This is a genomic window from Candidatus Anoxymicrobium japonicum, from assembly GCA_002843005.1.
In the GTDB taxonomy this organism is placed as follows: Bacteria; Actinomycetota; Geothermincolia; order Fen-727; family Anoxymicrobiaceae; genus Anoxymicrobium; species Anoxymicrobium japonicum.
Map to the genome: position 1 here is coordinate 25,506 of PHEX01000005.1, position 19,293 is coordinate 44,798.

The window sequence follows — 19,293 nt, forward strand, 5'->3', positions numbered from 1 at the left end:
CGTCTACCTCTCCGCAGTAAAGGTAGACGGTGCCTGACCCTTTTTCAGCAAAAGCGAGACTCCTTCTTTGCAGGCGTTGATCGCGGCCACGGCGGGGCACTTCGCCTGAAACATGAAGAACACCTCGCGGGAACACTCGTCAAGCTCGTCGAGCGTTTCCCAGTTTCCCTGGCCTTTCGAGATGACCAGATCGGCCGCCTCAAAGATCTCGCGGAACTCACGTGTCGTCCGCGCCAGTACCGTCCCCGGCATCTCCGAGCCGCTCGAGATGATCCGCGCTACCGCGTCAATGCCCACCTGGCGCGCCTCGGCCTCGGTTACATCGTTGATGATTGGCGCCGCGCGCACAGCCACGGTGACGTCCAGTTCCCCGGCGCGCAAGCGACGCATCGTTTCTATCAGCACCAGGTCGAACACGATCTCGCCGCTGTTATCCGCCACAAGCAGCACGGTATCCGCGCGGGCTAGGCTCGAAGCGAACGCGTCGAATTGCTCGAGCCCGTTCCGCGGCGCCACAGCCTCTATTACGCTCTTCTCGAGGTCGAAAGACGCCTGCGCCCCCGTGTCAACCACGTTCCCGGCGATTGCGAGCCTCACCGCCATGAGTAGCGGGTCGGCGGCACCGGCGACTGTCTCGCGCAGCCAGGGGAGTATCGCCTCTACCGCCTGGTTCTGCTGCCGTTTTTGTTGCGCGAAAGGGTCTTGAACTTGTGATATCTCGCGGATCATCCGGTAGATTCCCTCGCCAGCCTCGGGTGGCGTTATGTCGCACCGGCTTTCCACCAGCAACCTCGCGGCCTCACGGAGACAGCGGCGCTGGAACTCCTCGCCGTCGCTGATGAGCCTCGCGGCCGAGAGCGCCTGTCTCATAGCGCAAACATAGCAATCTGGAAGTATCTTCAACAGTTTGTTCACTTTCAAACGCAACCAGGTTTCAATAGTTGCACGCTTAACTTTGAGGTCAGGTCTTTTTTCTAAAGTCGATCGTCCGTCCAGACGGCGCCTGACCCCTCTTAAACTTTAAAAAAAGACCTGCTCCCAAAGTTAAGCGGATCTGATTCTGGTTGCACCGCCACGGATTGTCGAGGTCGGCACGTACTGTCGCGCCTGCTTCAGCATGACCTGCATATCTTCGTCGGTAAACGGTCTCAGCGTCGAATACCTGGGGTCCAGTGTGTCCACCGGGCTGAAATGTTGCAAAATGAAGCGGCTCTCGCCCTTTAGATACTCCGCTATCTTCGCGACCTCGGCGGGAGAGTGCATGAGCGGCACGACTGTCGTCCGGAATTCGTGCTGTACTGTCGATGATCTCAGCATGTCAATGCTTTCGCGCACAAAACCTATCAGATCCGGTCGGTCGATCCCCGTCGCGATGCGATAGTGGCCCTCATCGAGGCTCGCCTTCACATCCATGGCCACGTAATCCACCAGCCCGTCCGAAAGAAGCCGCTCGAGGGCGGCTGGAAAGCTGCCGTTGGTGTCGAGTTTGACTTTCACTCCCAGCGATCGCAGATCCGCGCATAGCCCCGGCAGATCCTCGTGCATGCACGGCTCGCCTCCGGTAATACATACTCCCTCTACCCAGCTTATCCGCTCTCTCAGGTAGTCGGCGATGACTGAGAAAGGCAACGTCTCCAATCTCCCGGGCGCGAGAACCAGCTCCGCGTTCTGGCAGAAAGGGCACCTGAAGTTACACCCGGGGAGGAACACGGTCGACGCCAGCATCCCCTCCCAATCGAGCATGGTATTGGGGATGAAGCCTTTTATCTCAAGCAAGAGACACCAGCCGTCCTGTCAAGAATTGAGCTTGCTCTTGATGTCTTCAGTGGATGTCACGCCTATCATTTCGTCAGACTTCTCGCCGCCCTTGAAGATCACGATCGTCGGTATCGCGGTGACGCCGAACCGCTGGGCGAGCCCCTGGTTCTCATCCACGTTGCACCGCGAGATGACGGCTTTGCCGGCGTACTCCTCCGCCAGGCTCTCGATCACCGGGTGCATCATGCGGCACGGCCCGCACCACGGCGCCCAGAAGTCCACGAGCGCCGGCATATCGGCATTTTTTATCTCCGCCTCGAAATTTTGTTCGTTGATTTCAAGCACTTCCACCACTGTTCCCTCCTGCTCGCTCACAAATACCGCGACCCGCCGAGAGTGTCAATGCGCTTTGTCAACCAGGCTCTCAACTGAAGGACGCTATAACTCTATATCATCTTCACCGCGTGATTGGCGCACGCCTTCTCACAGTCGCCACACCGCTTGCACTCCTCGAGATCTATGAGTGGAAACTCCGCGGCCAGGCCGGGCTCATCCATTGACGCCGGCTGCACGTGGAACGCTTTCTTCTTACAGTTCAGAGCCGCCTTGCAATCAAGTTCGCGCTTGCACAGGGCGCGATCTATCCATGGCATCTTTAACTGCAACTGCTAAGCGCTCCATCCCATGCTCGTCAGACTATTTCATCAGGCCGGTCGAAACGTGCCCGCCGCCGCCGTTGTTCCAGTACATCGCGCGCTCGGCAATAACCGGCACGTTCGAGTAAACGCGCGCCGAGGTGTCCACGCCGGGCACATCCTCGTTGACGTGCACACTCACTCTGCTGTTGGCAGGAAGCGTGAACGCGTTCTTCGGAACCAATCCGAACTCGGTCATGTAGTCGATCCCGACGTTCGCGGCCGCCTCGTTCGGGTTCTGCACGAGTATCCACGTCTCAAAGCCCCAGTCGGTCGAGCCCTCCGCGAGGAAACATTGCTGCCGCGGTTGTGGAACCCCGATAGCGACGTGCCCGGCTTTTCCCGTCCCGTTGTTCCAGTACATCGCTCGCTCAGCCACTATCCCACGATCGGCGGTCAACCGCACGGAAACATCCTTCCCCGGGAGCGCGTCGTTTACATGCACGGTCGCTCGCGTCCCGGCGGCAACGCTCACGGCGGGCTCGATAACCGGCCCTGACGGCGTCATATACGTGAGCGTCACGTTCGCGGCCGCCGCGCCAGGGTTCTCTATCAGCACGTACTCGTCGTACCCCCAGTCGGTCGATCCCTCGGCAAGATACCACTGCTCGGCCGGTATCGTCGTGCCGATAGAGTCGTGACCGCCCCGCCGACCATCCCAGTACATGGAGCGCTCGGCGATAACCCTCCTGTCGGCGACGACTTTGAAAGACATCTCTTTTTCGGGCAGATCGTCGGCGACGTTGATGCTGTAACGCGAGTTCGCTTCAATAGTAAATGGTTCCTTCTCGACAGGCCCCTCGGCTGTCATGTACGTCACTTCCACGGTTGTTTCGCTGTCGGTCGGGTTTTGTATCAGCAGGAACGTCTCGAAACCGTAGCTGGTGGCGCCCTCCGCCAGGTACCACGTGTACGAGGGCGACTGCACTCCAATGGAGTCGGTCCCCTCGACTCGCGAGCCCCAGTACATCGAGCGCTCACAGATAATGTCCACATCCGCGGTTATTTTCGCCGATACGTCCGTATCTGTCATGATATCGTTCAACGCTATGGTGAACCTGCTGCTGGCGGGGACTGTCACGTCATACGGCTCGAGCGCGCCGTCGGGCGTCATGAACGTCACGGTAACGTTCGCGATTCCAGAGTTCGGATTCTGAATCAGGAAATACTCCTCGAACCCGTACGCTGTCGAATCCTCGGCTAGGTACCACGTCCTGTTGTTCGCGTTGTCCACCATGAATCCGCCCTCGATTGAGCTGGAGTGAAGGGTCGCGCTCTCCACCACCACGTTCCACAACCCCGGTTGCGCGTTTACGAGTGGCATATCGCAGGTGACCCTTGTGGCGCCTGACACGGCCACACTCGAACTGTTGAGTCCGATCTCGCTCTCTCGCTCGAGAGTAACCTTGACTTTCGAAGAGAAGCCCGCGCCGGTCACGGTCAGATGCGGGGTGGTTCCGGTGGCGGCAAAAGCGGGCGTCACGGAAACGGGCGCCGGCGCAGTCGCTGAAGGCTTCGCCGCGGCGAGAGCGGCGTTCGCGTCGATCAAGCCCCAGCCGAACTGGGAATCCCAGCCCGCGGCGCCGAGATCGTAGCAGGTTGAGGCGATCGCGGCGCGCGCGTCGCTCGCTGTCCATGTCGGGTTGTGCGCTTTCACGAGAGCCGCCACGCCCGCGACGTGAGGAGTGGCCATGGACGTGCCGGCCATTCCTTTGCAGATGATGCCACTCTGCGGTTTTCCTTCGATTTTGAACGTCTGCTGGTAGATCGGCCCGCTACTGTCCCCGCCGGGCGCTGCCACGTCAAGCGCCGCTCCAAAGTTCGAGTAAGAAGCCTTTGCCTTCGTTCTGGTCGTGGCGCCCACCGCGACACACGCGGGATACGCGGCGGGATACTCCACCGCTTCTATCCCGGCGTTGCCCGCCGCCGCGCAGATAACAACGTTTTTCCCGAAAGCGTAGTCGAGGGCGTCCTCGAGCGCCGCGCTGGGATCGGGGCTGCCCAGGCTCAGATTCATGACTTCCACGCCGCGCTCGGCGGCAAACGTTATCCCCTGGATAATCTGAGCGTCGTCGCCGTACCCGGTGTGATCCAGAACCTTCACCGGCATTACCGTCGTCTGGAAAGCGATGCCGGCGCAGCCGATCGCGTTGTTTGTGCTTTGCGCCACGGTCCCGCAAACGTGCGTCCCGTGCCCGTGGTCGTCATCCGCGTAGGAATCGTTATTGATGAAATCGTAACCCTGGACAAAGTGCGTTCCCGCCAGATCGGGGGCTCGAGTGAAACCGCCGCCGGTTCTGTACGCCACGCCGGTATCCAGGATAGCCACGACCACAGTCGTCGAGCCTCCTGTGATATCCCAGGCGTCGGTCATGCCTATGCCACCGCCCGCCGGCGCGTTCTTCATGTTCCACTGCCTGTTGGCAGGCTGACTGAAGTACGGATCGTCCGGGCTGTACTCCGCGGATCGGATATAGTTCGGCTCCGCGTACTCGACGAGAGACGATGCGCGAAGCAGCGCAATAGCGCTCCGGACGTCTGCCGCCGGCACTGTCAACCGCTCGAGCCCGAACCCGGTCAGCGTCTTTCCGGCCGTTGCGGCCACACGCGTTCGCAGAGATTCCACGCTTCGGGCGCCCACCCCGGACTTGAACTTGACAAGGATCTCACCGGGAACGTAGTTTGCGCCATCGGTTGAGGGCGCGCCCTTGCCCGATTGCGCATTCTGTGCCAACGCGCCATTGGCCGCAGGCGCAACTGCTCCCGCCGCGACCAGCGACAGAGACACTATTGCTACGAATAAACGCTTCAATTCATGCCTCCCGACTGTCAATTCTGGAAGCCACGGTCGGATTCGAACCGACGACCTACTGCTTAGGAGGCAGTTGCTCTATCCACTGAGCTACGTGGCCGCTCTCTTTACAGGAAACAATTATAACGCGCAACCACGCTTAACTTTCGGGGGGTCAGGTCTTTTTTCTAAAAGTCGGTACACGTTATCCGAATTGAAGGTCGGCGACTTAATATATCTTCCACGTTATGTCAGATATTCTGATATGCCATGGCAAATTTGTTAAGTTCTACGCGAGCAACTGACCCCGGAGGTTAACGCACGCTGAGGCTAGCGGATCCAGACGTCCAACTTTGCCGGCGTACCCGGAGTTGTCTCATCAGATCCCGGCACGCCAGCCGCAATCTCCGTCTTGACGTACACCAGCGCGCGGGTCGGATCCCCCGGAAGAGGCACGACCTCGTACACCTCGCCGTTTTGAACCTCATACCCCTCTTGCGCCGGGAAAACGCCGGCGAGGCCTCGAACCTCCATCGGGATGCCGAGGACGCTGCTCAGAGAAAAGCCGTCCCCCCGGGCGGCGACCGACATCGCGTGCCTATCCAGTTTTTCGGAGTCGTTCCCGCCGTTCAGGGCAGAGCCGTCGTAGAGCGGAACCGAATGGAAACTGTCGAGGTAGGTGAATCCGCCGACTTTGTCGTCCTTGACGCTCCAGACGCGGTATCCCGGGTAGGAGTCCTTGATCCCGCGCATGTCGTAAGTCACCATCGTCTGGTTGACGTACGCCGTCGCGCCTTTGCCATCTTCCCACTTCGCGCGGCCGATGTAGTCGCTGTGCTCATGCCCTGTCAGCACATAATCCACGCAGTGCTTCGCCATGAGCACCCTGAGGGCCACGCTTCCCTTTCCGCCACCCCCCAGCGCGAACAACGCGCCGAACCGCTCATCCTTCCATGCGCTCGGCTTTCCTCCCGGCCTGAACGGGTCGTGGTGCATAAGGACAAACCTGTTTCGCGAACGTAAGTGCCCCGCCAGGTCGTCCCGCAGCCACGCGAGCTGACTTGTGTAGGTCTTTGGATTGCGCTCGTCGGTCGCGCCCAGCACTTGCCCCTGCCACTTCCTTGGGCCTGGAATCAAGCCAAATTTCTCCATCATCATACGGTCGGTCGCCGGCCACTGGGTCGTATTTACCGCCGTAAAATGGGCGTCGCCAATGTCGAATGAGTAGTGGAGCGGACCGATGTTTTCCTCGAAAACCCTGGCGCCATCAACTTCATTGAAGTACGTATCATGGTTTCCCGGAATAATAAAGACCGGAACCTGAAACCTGGACAGCGCCTTGTAGAACTGCCGGAACTCTACCTGGTAATCTCCCGGGGCGTGCTGCGCCCTGATGTTGTCTCCAAGAATAACCGCGAAGTCAGGCCGGATCAGATTTACCTGGTCGATGACCCGCTCGAAAAACACGGGCGTCCCGTCGGCGGCGATGCCTTTATCCGTCTGCGGCACCCTGAAACCCGCTATGTTGCGCCTGTGCACATGCACATCCGCCAGCGACACGAAGGTAAAATCCTTGTCTGCCGCCGCGGGACGCACGGAAACGGCGTGCCGCTGCGTGTCTTCGATGCGCCTGCCATCAATGACCGCCTCGATAGACAGGTCATACAGCTCGGGAACAGTTTGCCGCGGAACCGTGAACCGGACGCGCCAGACGTTGCCATGTTGCCCAAAGCGCGTGCCTTCTGGCCAGCGCTTAGAGCGACCTTTTGAGACCGCTTCCGCCTTTAATGAGTAAGAGAGACCACTCAGCTCGGAGCGCGCTGGCTTCAATGTCGCGGTGAATTCGCCGCCGGCGCCGCGGTCTCCCGGCGCGACAACTTCCGCGAGCAAAGGCAAACCCGGCGTCACTATCTCGGGATAACCGATCGTCGGCCAGATGAGTTCCTTGATGTTCGGCGCCGGGCGTTTCCCGTTTGTAGGAAAGCGGCCGACCGACGAGTATATGTTTATCGCCAGGACGCCGTAAATGACGATCATTCCCAGCGCGATGATGCCGAGGACGCGAAGCAATCTGTTTCTGCGAGTATTCATGCTGTCAGTATATAGCTTTCTCCACCGGGGAACGAGGTGGAAAGTGACGCCTCACGCAAAGCTTTGACATTTAACATGAGAGTACGGTATGACATGGTAAGAACATTACAAGGTTGGCAATAATTTGGAGTAAGATGATTAACTCAATAGACTGGCGCAGGCCTCGACGGTAGCGGTAGCGCGAAGCGCACGGTAAAATCCAAATTGTGGAATGACAAAGGAGTTTTGAGATGAAGATAGACGAAATTGCTGACCTTCTCGGTGATGAGGCGGGCTACCTGCTCGATTTCGACGCGCCGCGGGTGCCGAAGGATACTCTGCAACTCCCAGGCGCGGAGTGGGTCGACCGGGTCTGTTGTGACTCGGATCGCCCGACGCCTGTTCTGCGCAGCCTGCAATCTCTTTTCAGCAACGGCAGTCTCGGTGGAACCGGATACCTGTCCATCCTTCCCGTGGATCAGGGGATAGAGCACTCGGCCGGCGCTTCTTTCGCCCCGAACCCCATTTACTTCGACCCGGAGAACATCGTGAAACTTGCCGTCGAGGCCGGCTGCAACGCGGTCGCAAGCACCCTTGGGGCGCTCGGCAGCGTTGCCCGCAAGTACGCGCACATCATTCCGTTCATTGTGAAAATCAATCACAATGAGCTTCTCACTTGCCCGAACCACTATGACCAAATTCTTTTCGCGAGCGTCGAGCAGGCGTTCGACATGGGCGCGGTCGCGGTTGGCGCGACCATCTACTTCGGTTCGGAGGAATCCGATCGTCAAATCATGGAAATATCCGAGGCGTTTGAGGCGGCCCACAACCTTGGGATGGCGTGCATACTCTGGTGCTACGTCCGCAACGAAGCTTTCATCGTTGATGGCGCCAACTATGAGGCGTCGGCCGACATCACCGGCCAGGCGAACTATCTCGGCGCCACTATCGGCGCTGACATAATCAAGCAGAAGTCGCCAATCATCAATGGCGGGTACGAGGCCGTGAACAAGGCCGGCGTGAAGTTCGGGAAGTATGACCGGCGGATGTACGACGAACTCTGCTCGGACCACCCGATCGACATGACCCGTTACCAGCTTTTGAACTGTTACATGGGTCGGGTCGGGCTTATCAACTCGGGGGGCGGGTCGGGCAAAAACGACATGGCTGAAGCCGTGCGCACCGCGGTCATCAACAAGCGGGCGGGCGGCATGGGGCTTATCAGCGGCCGAAAGACCTTCCAGAAGCCGCTTGACGAAGGCATCCGGCTCTTCGAGGCGATCCAGAATGTCTATCTCTGCGATGAGGTTACGGTAGCCTGACCATTTGCCAACCACGCTTGAGGACGCCTATCAGGCCGCCCGTGGCCAGATGAAACCGCGCGGTCGAGACGCGACTCAAGAGCTCCCTCTCCCCCTGGGAGAGGGTTGAGGCAGAACCCCCCTAGCCCCCCTTGTCAGGGGGGTACCTCGCCCCCCACCTTAATCCTCCCCCGTCTAAAGGGGAGGAGATCAATAACTCGTCCCGTTTGACAGTAAGACAAGAGAGATTATTCCATCTCGATAGCTGACGATGCCGGAACGGCACCTGTCGCCTGGTCCGGCCTGTAATTGATCTGAAGGTGCGCGTGATTTCCTTCCTCCCCCGTGTACGGGTTCGGCCCGCTGTTGAAGTACGGCACGAGGTCGCGCACGACGCCTATGGGGGTCTTTCCCGCTTCCACCCGCTGGCCGCTCGAAACAGCGAGTTGCGACATGTGCAGGATCGCCATCTGATAATCCGCGTGACCGTCGATGCGGATCTTCACGCGGAGATCCGGGTACCTGCTGTAGAGCATGTAGCTTTCCGCGGCTACGACGGTTCCGCTCACCGGCGCGTACACAGTCGTTCCCGCCTTTGCTTGAACGTCGCACGCGGTAGTCGAGTACGTGCCTCTGCCCCGTGTTTCCTCGACGAAGTAGTACGGGTCGTTGCCTTGATTGTGCACAAGCCCCGGCGCGAGCCGCGCCGGATTATCATCACGCAGGCAAATGCCGGCCGGTTGCAACGCGGGGCAATTGTTGCAACGCCCGTCCCCGCCATCTGCCGACGCCTCGTGGAACACCGGCCCAAGCAGGTCGCAGTACTGGATAGGACTTATTATCTCGATCCCCGCCCATGAGGCTATGGAAAACGGCTCGGGGTCGATTCGTGGAGAGTAGGAAAAATATGTCGGGCGCTCGGCAATCAAATCACGCGTCCCTGTCACCTTGAGCCACGGGTTGCAGATGTTCGCCGACGCCGTGTTGACGTCAAATGTCGCCCGCGCGCGTGGCGCCATGGTCAGCTCTTCACTGTTGTAATCCCCGCCATCACCAAATATCTCGACGAGAACTTTGTTCTCAGACGCGCCAGGGTTGGCGACGCAAAGCCACGACTCGAACCCGGGACCCGAGCACGCCGTGGGGAAAAACCATGTTCTCTCTCCGGACGTCGCCCCTACGATGTTGTGCCCCCCTTCAATGGCGTTGTGATAGCAGAAGTACATCGGCCGCTCACAGAGTACATCCGCATTGGCGCTAACGTTCATGGATACGTCTTTCTCAGAGCCTATCTCCTCGTTCACGAACAGTGTCGTTCGCGAATGCGCCTTGAGGGCATAATCCTTGACGACCGGGCTGCCGTCTTTGAACAGGTACTCAACCCTGGCTGAAGCCTCCGCCCCGGGGTTCATTACGCAGAGCCACTCCTCGAATCCATTGCGCGTTGTCCCCTCGGCAAAGTGCCACTCTCTCGCAAGGCCCGCCGCGCCGGTTGACGTGTGACCGCCTCTCCACGCGTTCTTGTAGTTAAAGTACATCGGGCGCTCGGCAATGATAGGCGTGTCCGCCTTTACCTCGACGGACGCGTCCTGACCGGCCCCCAGCGCGCCGTTGACGTCCACCGTGCCGCGGCTGTTCGCGCGAAGCTTCAGCTCCTGCTTGCGGGTCTCTCCGGTACAGAGCATGTAGGTGAGAGTTGCGGCGACCTCATGGTCCGACGGGTTCAAAAGGCACAGCCACTCCTGGAACCCGGCGCGCGTTGTGCCCTCGGCGAAGTACCACCTGTCCTCTGGCTCGCTGACCGCGCATGCCACGTTCCCGCCCGCCCATACGCCCTTGTAGTTGAAGTAAATCTGCCGTTCCGCGATTATCCCCGGAGTGGCGCTGATAGCCACCGACACATCTTTCCCTTGCCCGATTACGTCGTTCACGCAGATCGACGCGCCAGACCACGCTTTGAGCTCAATCTCTTCCGAGTGCGGCGCCCCGGTCGGGAACAGGTAGTTGATGGTCACGATGGAACTGTCGCCGCCCGTGTTCCTCAAGAGGAGGAACTCCTCGAAGCCGTTGCGCGTCGTACCCTCGGCAAAGTACGCGGTTCCGCTCGGCGCCGAGAAGCCCACCGTGTCGTGCCCGCCTTCCCAGTTATACGACGCGGCGTACGCGCTCAGCGATGGCCCCGCGACAAGCGCGACCACAAAAACGGCCAGCGCGACGCAAATCACCGCCAGCTTCCTCGCCACCCTGATCGAATAAAGCATGGAAACATTGTACCAGAGGAAACGCAACACAGGGGTCAGACCCCTTGTGTTGCGTTTTCAAGAGAAGTCAGATAACGGCGCCGATCGAGTTGGTGCCACCCGTCCTGTTTCCCCAGTAAACGGATCTTTCGCAGATGACCGGATGGTTCGCGGTCACTTTGGTGGAGACGCTCCACTCTCCCGGCAACACATCCGAGATGTTGATCGAGACCCTCCCGTTCGGCGGCAGGGACACGACCGGACCTTGCTTCTCGCCATTCGGTGTCATATAGACCACGTTGGCGGTGGTCTCCTGTTCGCCAGGGTTCTGGATGAGAACCCACGTCTCGAAACCTCCGTTGGTCGAACCTTCGGCCATGTACCACGTGTCATTCGCGCATGTCACGCCGATGGAGTCGTGCCCCTCGACACGTGAGCCCCAGTACACCGCGCGCTCGGCGATGACCGGACGGTCGGCCGTGACTTTCGTGGATATGCTCCACTGGGCCTGTACCGTCTCGCCCACGTCCACGCTCACGCGAGAGTTGGCAGGTATATTGACTGTCGGGCCGGGTGTGGATCCGCTCGGCGTCATGAAGGTCAACGTGGCATTAACGGCCACGTCACCGGAGTTCTGAACGAGAACCCACGTCTCGAAGCCGCCGTTGGTCGAGCCTTCCGCCAGGTACCATACGCTCGAAGCCGTGGTTACTCCGATAGAGTCGTGGCCACCGTTCCTGTTGTTCCAGTAAACCGCGCGCTCCGCTATCACCGGCTGATCCGCGGTTACCTTGGTCGATACGTTCCATTCTCCCGGAACCTTTTCGGCCACATCGACCGACTTCCGCGAGTGCGCCGGGAGATCCACGGTCGGGCCGTCCACCTTGCCCTTGTCCGTCATGTAAGTCAGAACGGCCATGGCCGGCACGTCGCCCGGGTTCTGGATGAGCACCCACGTCTCGAAGCCCCCATTGGTGCAACCTTCGGCCAGATACCAGACCGGGAACGGGGCCGTCACGCCAACGGAATCGTGCCCGGCCTTGCGGTTGTTCCAGTACATGGCCCTCTCGGCGACTATCGGCTGATCGGCGCTGATGACCGTGGACACGCTCCACTCGGACGGCACGCTTTCCGCGACATTTATGCTTTTCCTGCTGTTTGGCGCGAGATCGACGGCCGGTCCTTTCCGCTCTCCCGTTGGAGTCATGTACGTCACCTGCGCCGTGGTTTTCACGCTGTTGGGGTTCTGGATGAGGATCCACGTCTCGAATCCTCCATTGGTGCAGCCTTCGGCCAGATACCAGGTTTTTGACAGCTCCGCCCTGGAGGTGGGGGGCGTCCCCGCCCAGACTTCGCATCCTTGCGTCTCGTTCGTCGTTCCCGCATAAGTCAACCCATCGAAAAATTCGAGCGAGGTGATCCCTTTGTTGTTCGGATTTCCCATGCCGGGATCCGCCGCCGAGAACCAGTCGTTCCCATCGAACGCCTTCAACTTGCCCACGCCGGCGGCGGAAAGGACGCTGAGCAGGAGCATGCTCTTGCCGCCAGCGTTCACCACCTCGAAGCTGTTGGCGCCCATGTCGTCCGTGCTCTCGAATCCTCCACGCACGGACTCGGTAATGCTGGCGCCATTGTATGAATAGACAAACAGGCCGGACGAACTGTAAGTCTCGTCAGACGTCTTCTGCGCGCTGATGTCGTAGATCAGCGACCCATCCCCGTTGGTGGTGCCGACATACAGCTTGCCGCTGTAGGCGCTCATCGCGGATATTCCCGCATTGCGCTTGTCGGTAATGCCGTCCCCCGCGATCTTGGACCGCGCCGCCCACGTCGCGCCGGTCATTTTCCACAGCTCGCAGCCAAGGCTCGTCATTATGACCTTCACATGAGTAAAGTCGACGAACTCGGTCGTCACGCGCACCCGATCCGTTCCGGCGTAGAGCTTCGATCCGTATTCGCACAACGCGGTCACCCCGATGTTCTCGGTGTTGCCGAAGCCGCCCGTCATCTCAGGAGTCCAGGCGGCGCCATCGCCGGTGGAGTATATCTCGGCGCCCGCGCTGCTGACGCCGGAGAAGCTGTAGCTCATGTTGATTGTGCTCGCGTACAACTTTCCGTTGAAAACCACCAGCGCGCCAACGGCTTTATTGCCGGTCTTGCCGAAGCCTCCACTCACGACCCGCGTCCAGTTTGTCTTGCCGGGGCCGTCGAATCGCCAGACCTCGCAGCCGCTCTCGTTTCCGGTGCCCACATACAGCTTTCCATTAAAGGCAGCCATCCTCGCGACGGCCTTGTTATCCGCGTTCCCAAAGCCCGGGTTACTCATCTCCGTCCAGGTGGAACCGTTTTTTACCATCACCAATGAGCCAATGGTTTCGGTAGAGACTCCGGCGTAGAGCTTGCCACCGCATTGCGCGAGGGCCGTCACCGACAGGTTCGCGCTTCCCTTGCCGAACCCGCCACTTGACAGGCGCTGCCACTGTCCGATTCCTGTTCCCGGCCGTGCGGACTCCCCCGCGAAACCCGCCGATAGCGACATAGAGAACGCGACGGCAACCGTCAAAACAACAAGAACCACTATGTACGCCAGATGCTTCCGCATGATCTTTCCCTTCATTAGTCGATGTTCAGCTTTTCAGCCAGATCAGCCGCTTCCTCGTTTAACTCTTTGATCTGCCCGGTTATTTTATCGCGTTCTTCGCTCAACGGGACACTCTGTTTTTGAACGAGCGCTTCGTCGATTGTCTGGCCGTTCATAGCCTGATCGACCGTCATTTCGTAAACGGCGGCGATCTGCTTGGTGAGTTCTGCCTGTCTCTTTATTAGATCGATCAAATCAATTCGGTTGTGAGCGTATTTCTTGAACTCCATGACGCCGTTGAGGTCAAGAATATTGTTATATTCGACGCGCGTGTCCTGTGCCGCCGCGCTGATCGCTTCAACCAAATCCACGGTGTCACCAAAAAACTTTTTCACCGTCGCGGCGATGTCCGGTGTAATATTCGGCGGGAGCGCGGCTAAAAACTTCAGAAACTCCTCTCCTTTTTTTCGGAGCTTCTTCTCAACGAGCATTATTTTTTTACTTTTTTCCTGCGCGGACTCTATATACTTACGGGCTTTGCCCTCGTCGCCGCCGCAACCAGCCAGCGTGCCGGCGAAGAGCGCCGCCGCCAGAAGCGCCGCGGTGATAAGCAAAGGGATTCTGTTCTTTCTCAATTCCTTCCTTCCCTTAAATCAGGGCGAACCGCCCACCATGTCTATTCTAGCCGTTTGTTCTTCAAATGGAAGTAACTAATTAGGGGTCAGGCTGAATATGGTCTGATACTATTGTTCAAGGCAAACCGCGCCGCCGCCGATTGAAAAACAGGATGGACGCATCGATGTTCGAATGCCAGGATATACATGGGATGGAGCGCTGACTTGGACATCAAAAGCATGCTCTTCACAGAAAGTCTCAGGCTCTTTCTTGGGCCTCTTTACTCTTTTCACCTGCGGTTGCGCTGTGAGGGCGAAGACAACATTCCACAGTCGGGTGGCGCAGTGATAGTCGCGAACCATCGCTGTTACGCCGACCCGATCATTCTCGGATACAGCGTCGAGCGTTTTATCAACATCGCCGCCGGCTCACACCTCTACGCGATTCCGGGCGCCAGCCATCTCTTCAAGATGGTCGGCTTTTTCAAGATGAACCTCTATGGCGGCGACGCCGGGGATCACAGCATTGACGAAGGCGCGCGCCTTCTCGAGAACGGCGAGCTTGTCGGGATATTCCCCGAAGGCGTCGAGTCGTTCATGCACGTCTATAGCGCCAGCAAGATTTCGACATTCAAGACAGGCTTCGTCAAGCTCGCTTTGGAGAACCACATGCCGGTCATCCCCGTGGCTATTGTCGCGGCTGAGGAAAAGAAAATCATCAAATTGCCCGGGTCGCTCGTGTCTATGTTTGTCAAACACCCTACCGCCAAAAAAGGCGTCGAGCTTATAACGTACCGTCACGTGACCTGCAGGATCGGCAAGCCGATCGATCTGGCGTCCTACTACAGCGAAGATGAGACAAAGTTCGTTATCGACCGGATTGCCGCGAAAGTCAGGCGGATTGTGACAAAGCTCTACGACGGCGATGATCTGGACAGATTCATGACCGGAGAGACACCCTTCGATTTCGCGCGCGACAAGGTATAAGGGGCATAACCCCCCTCGCCCCCCTTATCAGGGGGGAGGGAGGGCATCGTAGTGTACTCCATCTCCTCCAACGGCAACCTGTGCGGCTCGAACGGGCCGTGCCGGCGCAAGTAATCCGCCGCGTCAAGGGCCTGCTGCCTCGCGTTGTCGAAGGATTTATCGGCGAACATGTCGCGAGGACCTATCAGCTTTCCATCTTTTAGCTGAAACCCCAAGGCGACCACACGCGGTGGCCCGTCAAAACGGGTTGGCGTATCATCTTCCGTGCCGACCGGCATGAGCGGCCCATGGTGTGAGCCCCTCATCCATCCCGCTACCGAGTGGGGAAACGAGAACGGCTCAAGAACCTCGCCCACCGCGGGAAGGCCACTCTGGCAACGAACCGCCATGACCGGGTCATCCTTGCCGACGTAGCGGCCAGCCATCAGGAAAAGCCTCTGCGTGGAAGTCGCCGCGACAGGTTCGTCCGAACTCTTGCGGAAGATGTGCTTGATGACGTATCGCGAAGGCGAACCTATAAGGACGAGCATGTCATAGATTTCCTCCGGAGTGTTGAAGATGACGTTGCGCTCGCCGATGAGGTCGAGAACCTCGAAGCGGAAGCCGTCGTGCATGCTCGGGTCGATGACGAGCCCGATTGTGTTGAACGGATCCGCGAACATCTTGTAAAGTGGCATGTTCCACGCGCCGGGCTCGGTCTTGTCCGCGAGAAAGATGATGATTGGCTCGGATGGGCGCTCTTCGATGGTCATCTCCGCGAAGCCCGGCCCCATGCCCTTGAGGTTTCCGCTGAACGCGTCTACCAGAAGATCCTGCCCGGCCCCGTACTGCCCGTACTCCTTTGCGACCTCGGTCATTGCCGTAAAGGTGTTCCATGCGAACTTGTGTATCTCTTCGTTTTCGATTCCTTTCTCATGGGTCATGATAAGCGCGATGTCGTCGCCGACTTCCCCGCGGCAGAAATCGATGATGAGGCCATCCTTCTTCGCCCGGGCAAGCTGCTCAACCGCTTTCTCGCGGAGCTTCGGGTGCACGTCCGAGTGCCCGACCCATCCGCCGACGTCGGCCTTGATAATACTCAATGTGACCTGCATATCTACCTCTTCGTCTTCAAGAACCTGGTCTCTTCGCCAAAAGTCTGACAAAACAACGGACACTCGTGGCTACCCCAGTTTCGTATCCACGTACCAGGCGCCGTTCATCCTCACGACATCGAAGGTGGGCCTGTCCCTCGAGTCCATCTTCGTGATGTCCTGAGTATCCGTCTTCTTTTTCCCGAGGATAGTCGCCGTGTATATTGCCTTCCCACTTACAATCGTCACAGTCGCCCTGTTTTTGTCCTTCGGATCTAAACCGGTCTGCATCTTCAGATCCTGAAACTTGACCTGTATTTGCTTGAACTTCTGCTTTGCAAGCTCTTCCTGATCTTTTGTGAGTTTCTTCTCGGGGTTGACCGTCTTCTTGTACGCTTCCCAATTTAGCGACTGCCAGGCGTTGAGATGCCCCCGCACTGCCCCCTCGGGTGTGTTGCCTCCACAGCCCGCGAGCAAGACGAGCGCTGGCACTAGAATAGCAAGCATGAGAAGGACACAGGTCGCGCGCGCCGCCGCTTCGCGTTGACTGTTGGTGTTCATTGACCGCCCCCTGAATGTTCTAAAACACTGGATATAGTATATCAACAAAAAGACGGGCCCGTTTAGAGCCCATCCATCACTAAGCGAATTTGACCCGCGCCTGACCCTGTTCACATCCCCGATGGTTGCTGCGTGTCCTTTGCGGCCAGTGGAATATCCACATACCAGCATCCCTTGAACTTTACTGTTTTGAGCGCCGGGGCACGACCCATCTGTTTTTTGATCTTCGACACGTTGGTCGTTTCTTCTTTGCCGGTCTGCGAATTCTTGACCTTGAAGCTGCCTGACGTCAACTCGACATCAGCTTTGTTCTTGTTTTTCTTGTCGTACTTCGCATTGAGCTTGAGACCCCCGTACTTGAAGCTATTGCCGAGGAAGCCTTTTTTCTGCTCGCGAGTGTCCGTGTCTGTCATGCGACGAACATTGTTCGGCAGGATCGCGGACAAATACCCATTCCAGTTGTGGTTCTCTATAGCCGCGAAAAAGTTTCGCACCGCGCTCTCAGGCGTCTGGGCTCCGCACCCTGCCGCCAGCAACGACAGTGCCAGCGCAAGCGTCAATACGACCGCGATCGCTATTCCGGTTGTTCTCTTTTGTGAATCTGTTTTCCCTGACACTGCGCCTCCTGTCTCCGTGTTTATCAGTACGTTACTCCTCGCTCGGGCCTGCCGGAGGTGGAGGAGGTGGAGGTGGCGGCGCGGCTGGCGCGCAACTCTCTGGCGCTGATGGCGCAGCCGATTGCGGCTTCGCGGCCTGCGCGGATGCACTGGCTTCCTCCAGCTTCCGGTCGAGGTCGGCTATCTCCTGGCACGCCGGCGCAAACTCCTGATTCGCAAGTTGCCCACTCACGTAGAGGTTGTAAACTTGCTCTCCCAACTGTGTCAGTTTTTGACCTTTCTCGCGCTTGATCTGGGCATCGCCGACCATCGTCTTGGTCTGCTCGGTAGCGCTGGAAATCGTTTCCTGTATCTTGTCAAAGAATCCCACCTGTCGCCTCCTTTGTAAAATCTCACGTCTAAAATAATCATATCAGTGAAATGGCGCGACAACAACAGCACGCAACGCTTGCCATGTGTCCTTGCCGTTTTCTTAAGAAGAACTACCCGATGTCCCTCGAAAGATACATTTCCCCAAGGATTACGTACGCGTCCTTCCCCACCCTGAAACCCTCCTTAGCCCTGGGAGAAAGCTCCTTGATCGGTTTTGAGGGAACGCCTCCGACAAGCCAGCCCGGCTCGACTCTGGTTCTTGGAGTAACTGTCGAACCCGCGGACACAACCGCTTCTTCGCCAATGACCGCGCCGTCCAGCACAGTGGAATTGATCCCGACCAGCGCGCCATCTTCTATGACGCAGCCGTGCAAGACAGCTCCGTGCCCGACTGTCACGTCCGCGCCTACCGTAACGCCGTCCCTCACTGTGCAGTGAATAACGCAATTGTCCTGGACGTTGGAACGCGCTCCGATTTTGATCGCGTTCAAGTCGCCCCTCAAAACCGCGCCCCACCAGATACTTGCCTTGCTCTCTACAGTTACGTCTCCTACAAGGACAGATGTCGGCGCGACAAAAGCGTCCGGCGCGACTGTCGGCTTCTTGCCGTTCATCTCAACTAACATTGCCACCTCCGCGATTTTATTGATTGATACATATCATTTGCTTCTTGTTTCAAAGTTTATAGAATAAATCGATATTTGGAAATCTAGGAGTTGTTTCAAATGAATGAGGGGAATGCCCGCAATGGGCGATCCCAAAAAGTAAGCTGTTACACGCTCGCGCCTTTCGTGCCCGCGCTTACAACCCTGAGGGAATTCATGAAGGCCACGCTCATCTCGTATCCAGGCGTCGAGCCTTACATTCAGGACATAATCACCGCGACCCATGAGGCCGCCAAGAACGCTGTTGTCCACAACCCAGGCAGCAGCAAGCCTATCGATGTAATCTGCGAGATTCGCGACCGCGCGGTGTTGGTCGAAGTCTCTGATCGTGGTCACGGATTCAAGCCAACCGGGAAATCGCCCTGCCCGCCCGACATTGACGCGCTATCGGGCCGGGGATTCTTCATCATGCACTCGCTCATGGATGAGGTTCAAATCAAAAGCAACCGGCACGGATCCTGCGTCCGGATGCTGAAGCGCCTTTAACTTTTTCCTGTCAGTCCCCCATGGCGCGCGGACACGAAAACGCATAATGGGGTCAAACCAAATTATGCGTTTTTATGGGCGCTCCTATCATTTATCTGTTGCAAAACGCATAATTTGGTTTGACCCCATTATGCGTTTTCATCCAGATAACGTGTACCGACTTTTAGAAAAAAGACCTGACCCCCGGAAGTTAAGGCTGGAGAACCTCGTCCGCGGGCTTTCCGTCTACGGTTATAATTACGGTCTTGATCGTCTTGTTGTTGTTCATGATTGTGTTGTCTATCTGACTTCTGATCGCCTGGACGCGCGACGACCCTCCATCGTAATTGAGCATCTCTTTAGAGAAACCGACGGTCGCGTGGTCATCCGCGACAGAATAGGATCGTAACTTTGTTCCTTCAGGAATCGCGGTGCTATAGCCCTGTTTCTTTTCAGTTGCGGTTGGACCTTTCAACATCTCGGAAAGCGCCTCCTCGACGGAC

The 19,293-nt window shown here is 58.1% G+C and carries 18 protein-coding genes and 1 tRNA gene; 3 read left to right on the forward strand and 16 right to left on the reverse strand.

Annotated features, from left to right (window positions below; translation table 11 throughout):
• Positions 1-3: 3 nt before the first annotated feature.
• The 7 genes from CVT63_00990 to CVT63_01020 form a co-directional block, all read right to left on the reverse strand.
• A complete protein-coding gene (locus tag CVT63_00990) occupies positions 4-927 on the reverse strand; it encodes a hypothetical protein (protein PKQ28780.1) in 924 nt (307 codons plus the stop codon).
• Positions 928-1,044: 117 nt separating this feature from the next.
• The gene (locus tag CVT63_00995) at positions 1,045-1,776 is read right to left on the reverse strand and encodes an anaerobic ribonucleoside-triphosphate reductase activating protein (protein PKQ28781.1); all 732 of its coding nucleotides are present in this window, start codon (positions 1,774-1,776) and stop codon (positions 1,045-1,047) included.
• 18 nt (positions 1,777-1,794) lie between these two features.
• The gene (gene trxA, locus CVT63_01000) at positions 1,795-2,112 is read right to left on the reverse strand and encodes a thioredoxin (GenBank protein ID PKQ28782.1); all 318 of its coding nucleotides are present in this window, start codon (positions 2,110-2,112) and stop codon (positions 1,795-1,797) included.
• Between the two features lie 92 nt (positions 2,113-2,204).
• A complete protein-coding gene (locus tag CVT63_01005) occupies positions 2,205-2,423 on the reverse strand; it encodes a hypothetical protein (protein PKQ28783.1) in 219 nt (72 codons plus the stop codon).
• 31 nt (positions 2,424-2,454) lie between these two features.
• Entirely contained in the window at positions 2,455-5,265 is a 2,811-nt protein-coding gene (locus CVT63_01010; protein ID PKQ28784.1) for a hypothetical protein, read from the reverse strand.
• 24 nt (positions 5,266-5,289) lie between these two features.
• Positions 5,290-5,365: transfer RNA gene (locus CVT63_01015), tRNA-Arg, on the reverse strand.
• A gap of 209 nt (positions 5,366-5,574) precedes the next feature.
• Complete coding sequence (locus tag CVT63_01020; protein ID PKQ28785.1) at positions 5,575-7,335, reverse strand: hypothetical protein; 1,761 nt, start codon at positions 7,333-7,335, stop codon at positions 5,575-5,577.
• Between the two features lie 230 nt (positions 7,336-7,565).
• Between CVT63_01020 and CVT63_01025 the strand changes: the two genes are divergently transcribed.
• Complete coding sequence (locus CVT63_01025) at positions 7,566-8,636, forward strand: fructose-bisphosphate aldolase (protein PKQ28786.1); 1,071 nt, start codon at positions 7,566-7,568, stop codon at positions 8,634-8,636.
• A 227-nt stretch (positions 8,637-8,863) separates the two neighbouring features.
• Here CVT63_01025 and CVT63_01030 read toward each other — a convergent pair whose 3' ends face one another.
• The 3 genes from CVT63_01030 to CVT63_01040 are packed head-to-tail and all read right to left on the reverse strand — an operon-like array spanning position 8,864 to position 14,071.
• Positions 8,864-10,906, reverse strand: coding sequence for a hypothetical protein (locus CVT63_01030; protein PKQ28787.1), 2,043 nt, complete (start codon positions 10,904-10,906; stop codon positions 8,864-8,866).
• Positions 10,907-10,943: 37 nt separating this feature from the next.
• A complete protein-coding gene (locus tag CVT63_01035) occupies positions 10,944-13,472 on the reverse strand; it encodes a hypothetical protein (protein PKQ28788.1) in 2,529 nt (842 codons plus the stop codon).
• Positions 13,472-14,071, reverse strand: a complete 600-nt coding sequence (locus CVT63_01040) for a hypothetical protein (GenBank protein ID PKQ28789.1) — start codon at positions 14,069-14,071, stop codon at positions 13,472-13,474. The genes CVT63_01035 and CVT63_01040 overlap by 1 nt, the downstream gene beginning before the upstream one ends.
• Before the next feature lie 186 nt (positions 14,072-14,257).
• Between CVT63_01040 and CVT63_01045 the strand changes: the two genes are divergently transcribed.
• Positions 14,258-15,037 (forward strand): hypothetical protein, encoded by a 780-nt coding sequence (locus CVT63_01045; protein ID PKQ28790.1) that lies wholly within the window; start codon positions 14,258-14,260, stop codon positions 15,035-15,037.
• Here CVT63_01045 and CVT63_01050 read toward each other — a convergent pair.
• The 5 genes from CVT63_01050 to CVT63_01070 all read right to left on the reverse strand — a co-directional run bounded on the left by CVT63_01050 (position 14,965) and on the right by CVT63_01070 (position 18,286).
• Positions 14,965-16,131, reverse strand: a complete 1,167-nt coding sequence (locus CVT63_01050; GenBank protein PKQ28800.1) for a fructose 1,6-bisphosphatase — start codon at positions 16,129-16,131, stop codon at positions 14,965-14,967. The two genes, CVT63_01045 and CVT63_01050, sit on opposite strands and share 73 nt — an antisense overlap.
• 69 nt (positions 16,132-16,200) lie before the next feature.
• The gene (locus CVT63_01055; GenBank protein PKQ28791.1) at positions 16,201-16,671 is read right to left on the reverse strand and encodes a hypothetical protein; all 471 of its coding nucleotides are present in this window, start codon (positions 16,669-16,671) and stop codon (positions 16,201-16,203) included.
• Between the two features lie 110 nt (positions 16,672-16,781).
• Complete coding sequence (locus CVT63_01060; GenBank protein ID PKQ28792.1) at positions 16,782-17,288, reverse strand: hypothetical protein; 507 nt, start codon at positions 17,286-17,288, stop codon at positions 16,782-16,784.
• Between the two features lie 31 nt (positions 17,289-17,319).
• Positions 17,320-17,658, reverse strand: a complete 339-nt coding sequence (locus tag CVT63_01065; protein ID PKQ28793.1) for a hypothetical protein — start codon at positions 17,656-17,658, stop codon at positions 17,320-17,322.
• A 112-nt stretch (positions 17,659-17,770) separates the two neighbouring features.
• Entirely contained in the window at positions 17,771-18,286 is a 516-nt protein-coding gene (locus tag CVT63_01070; GenBank protein PKQ28794.1) for a gamma carbonic anhydrase family protein, read from the reverse strand.
• Between the two features lie 99 nt (positions 18,287-18,385).
• Between CVT63_01070 and CVT63_01075 the strand changes: the two genes are divergently transcribed.
• Positions 18,386-18,811, forward strand: a complete 426-nt coding sequence (locus CVT63_01075; GenBank protein ID PKQ28795.1) for a hypothetical protein — start codon at positions 18,386-18,388, stop codon at positions 18,809-18,811.
• A 190-nt stretch (positions 18,812-19,001) separates the two neighbouring features.
• Here CVT63_01075 and CVT63_01080 read toward each other — a convergent pair.
• The coding region (locus CVT63_01080; GenBank protein PKQ28796.1) for a hypothetical protein at positions 19,002-19,293 on the reverse strand (292 nt) is incomplete at its 5' end.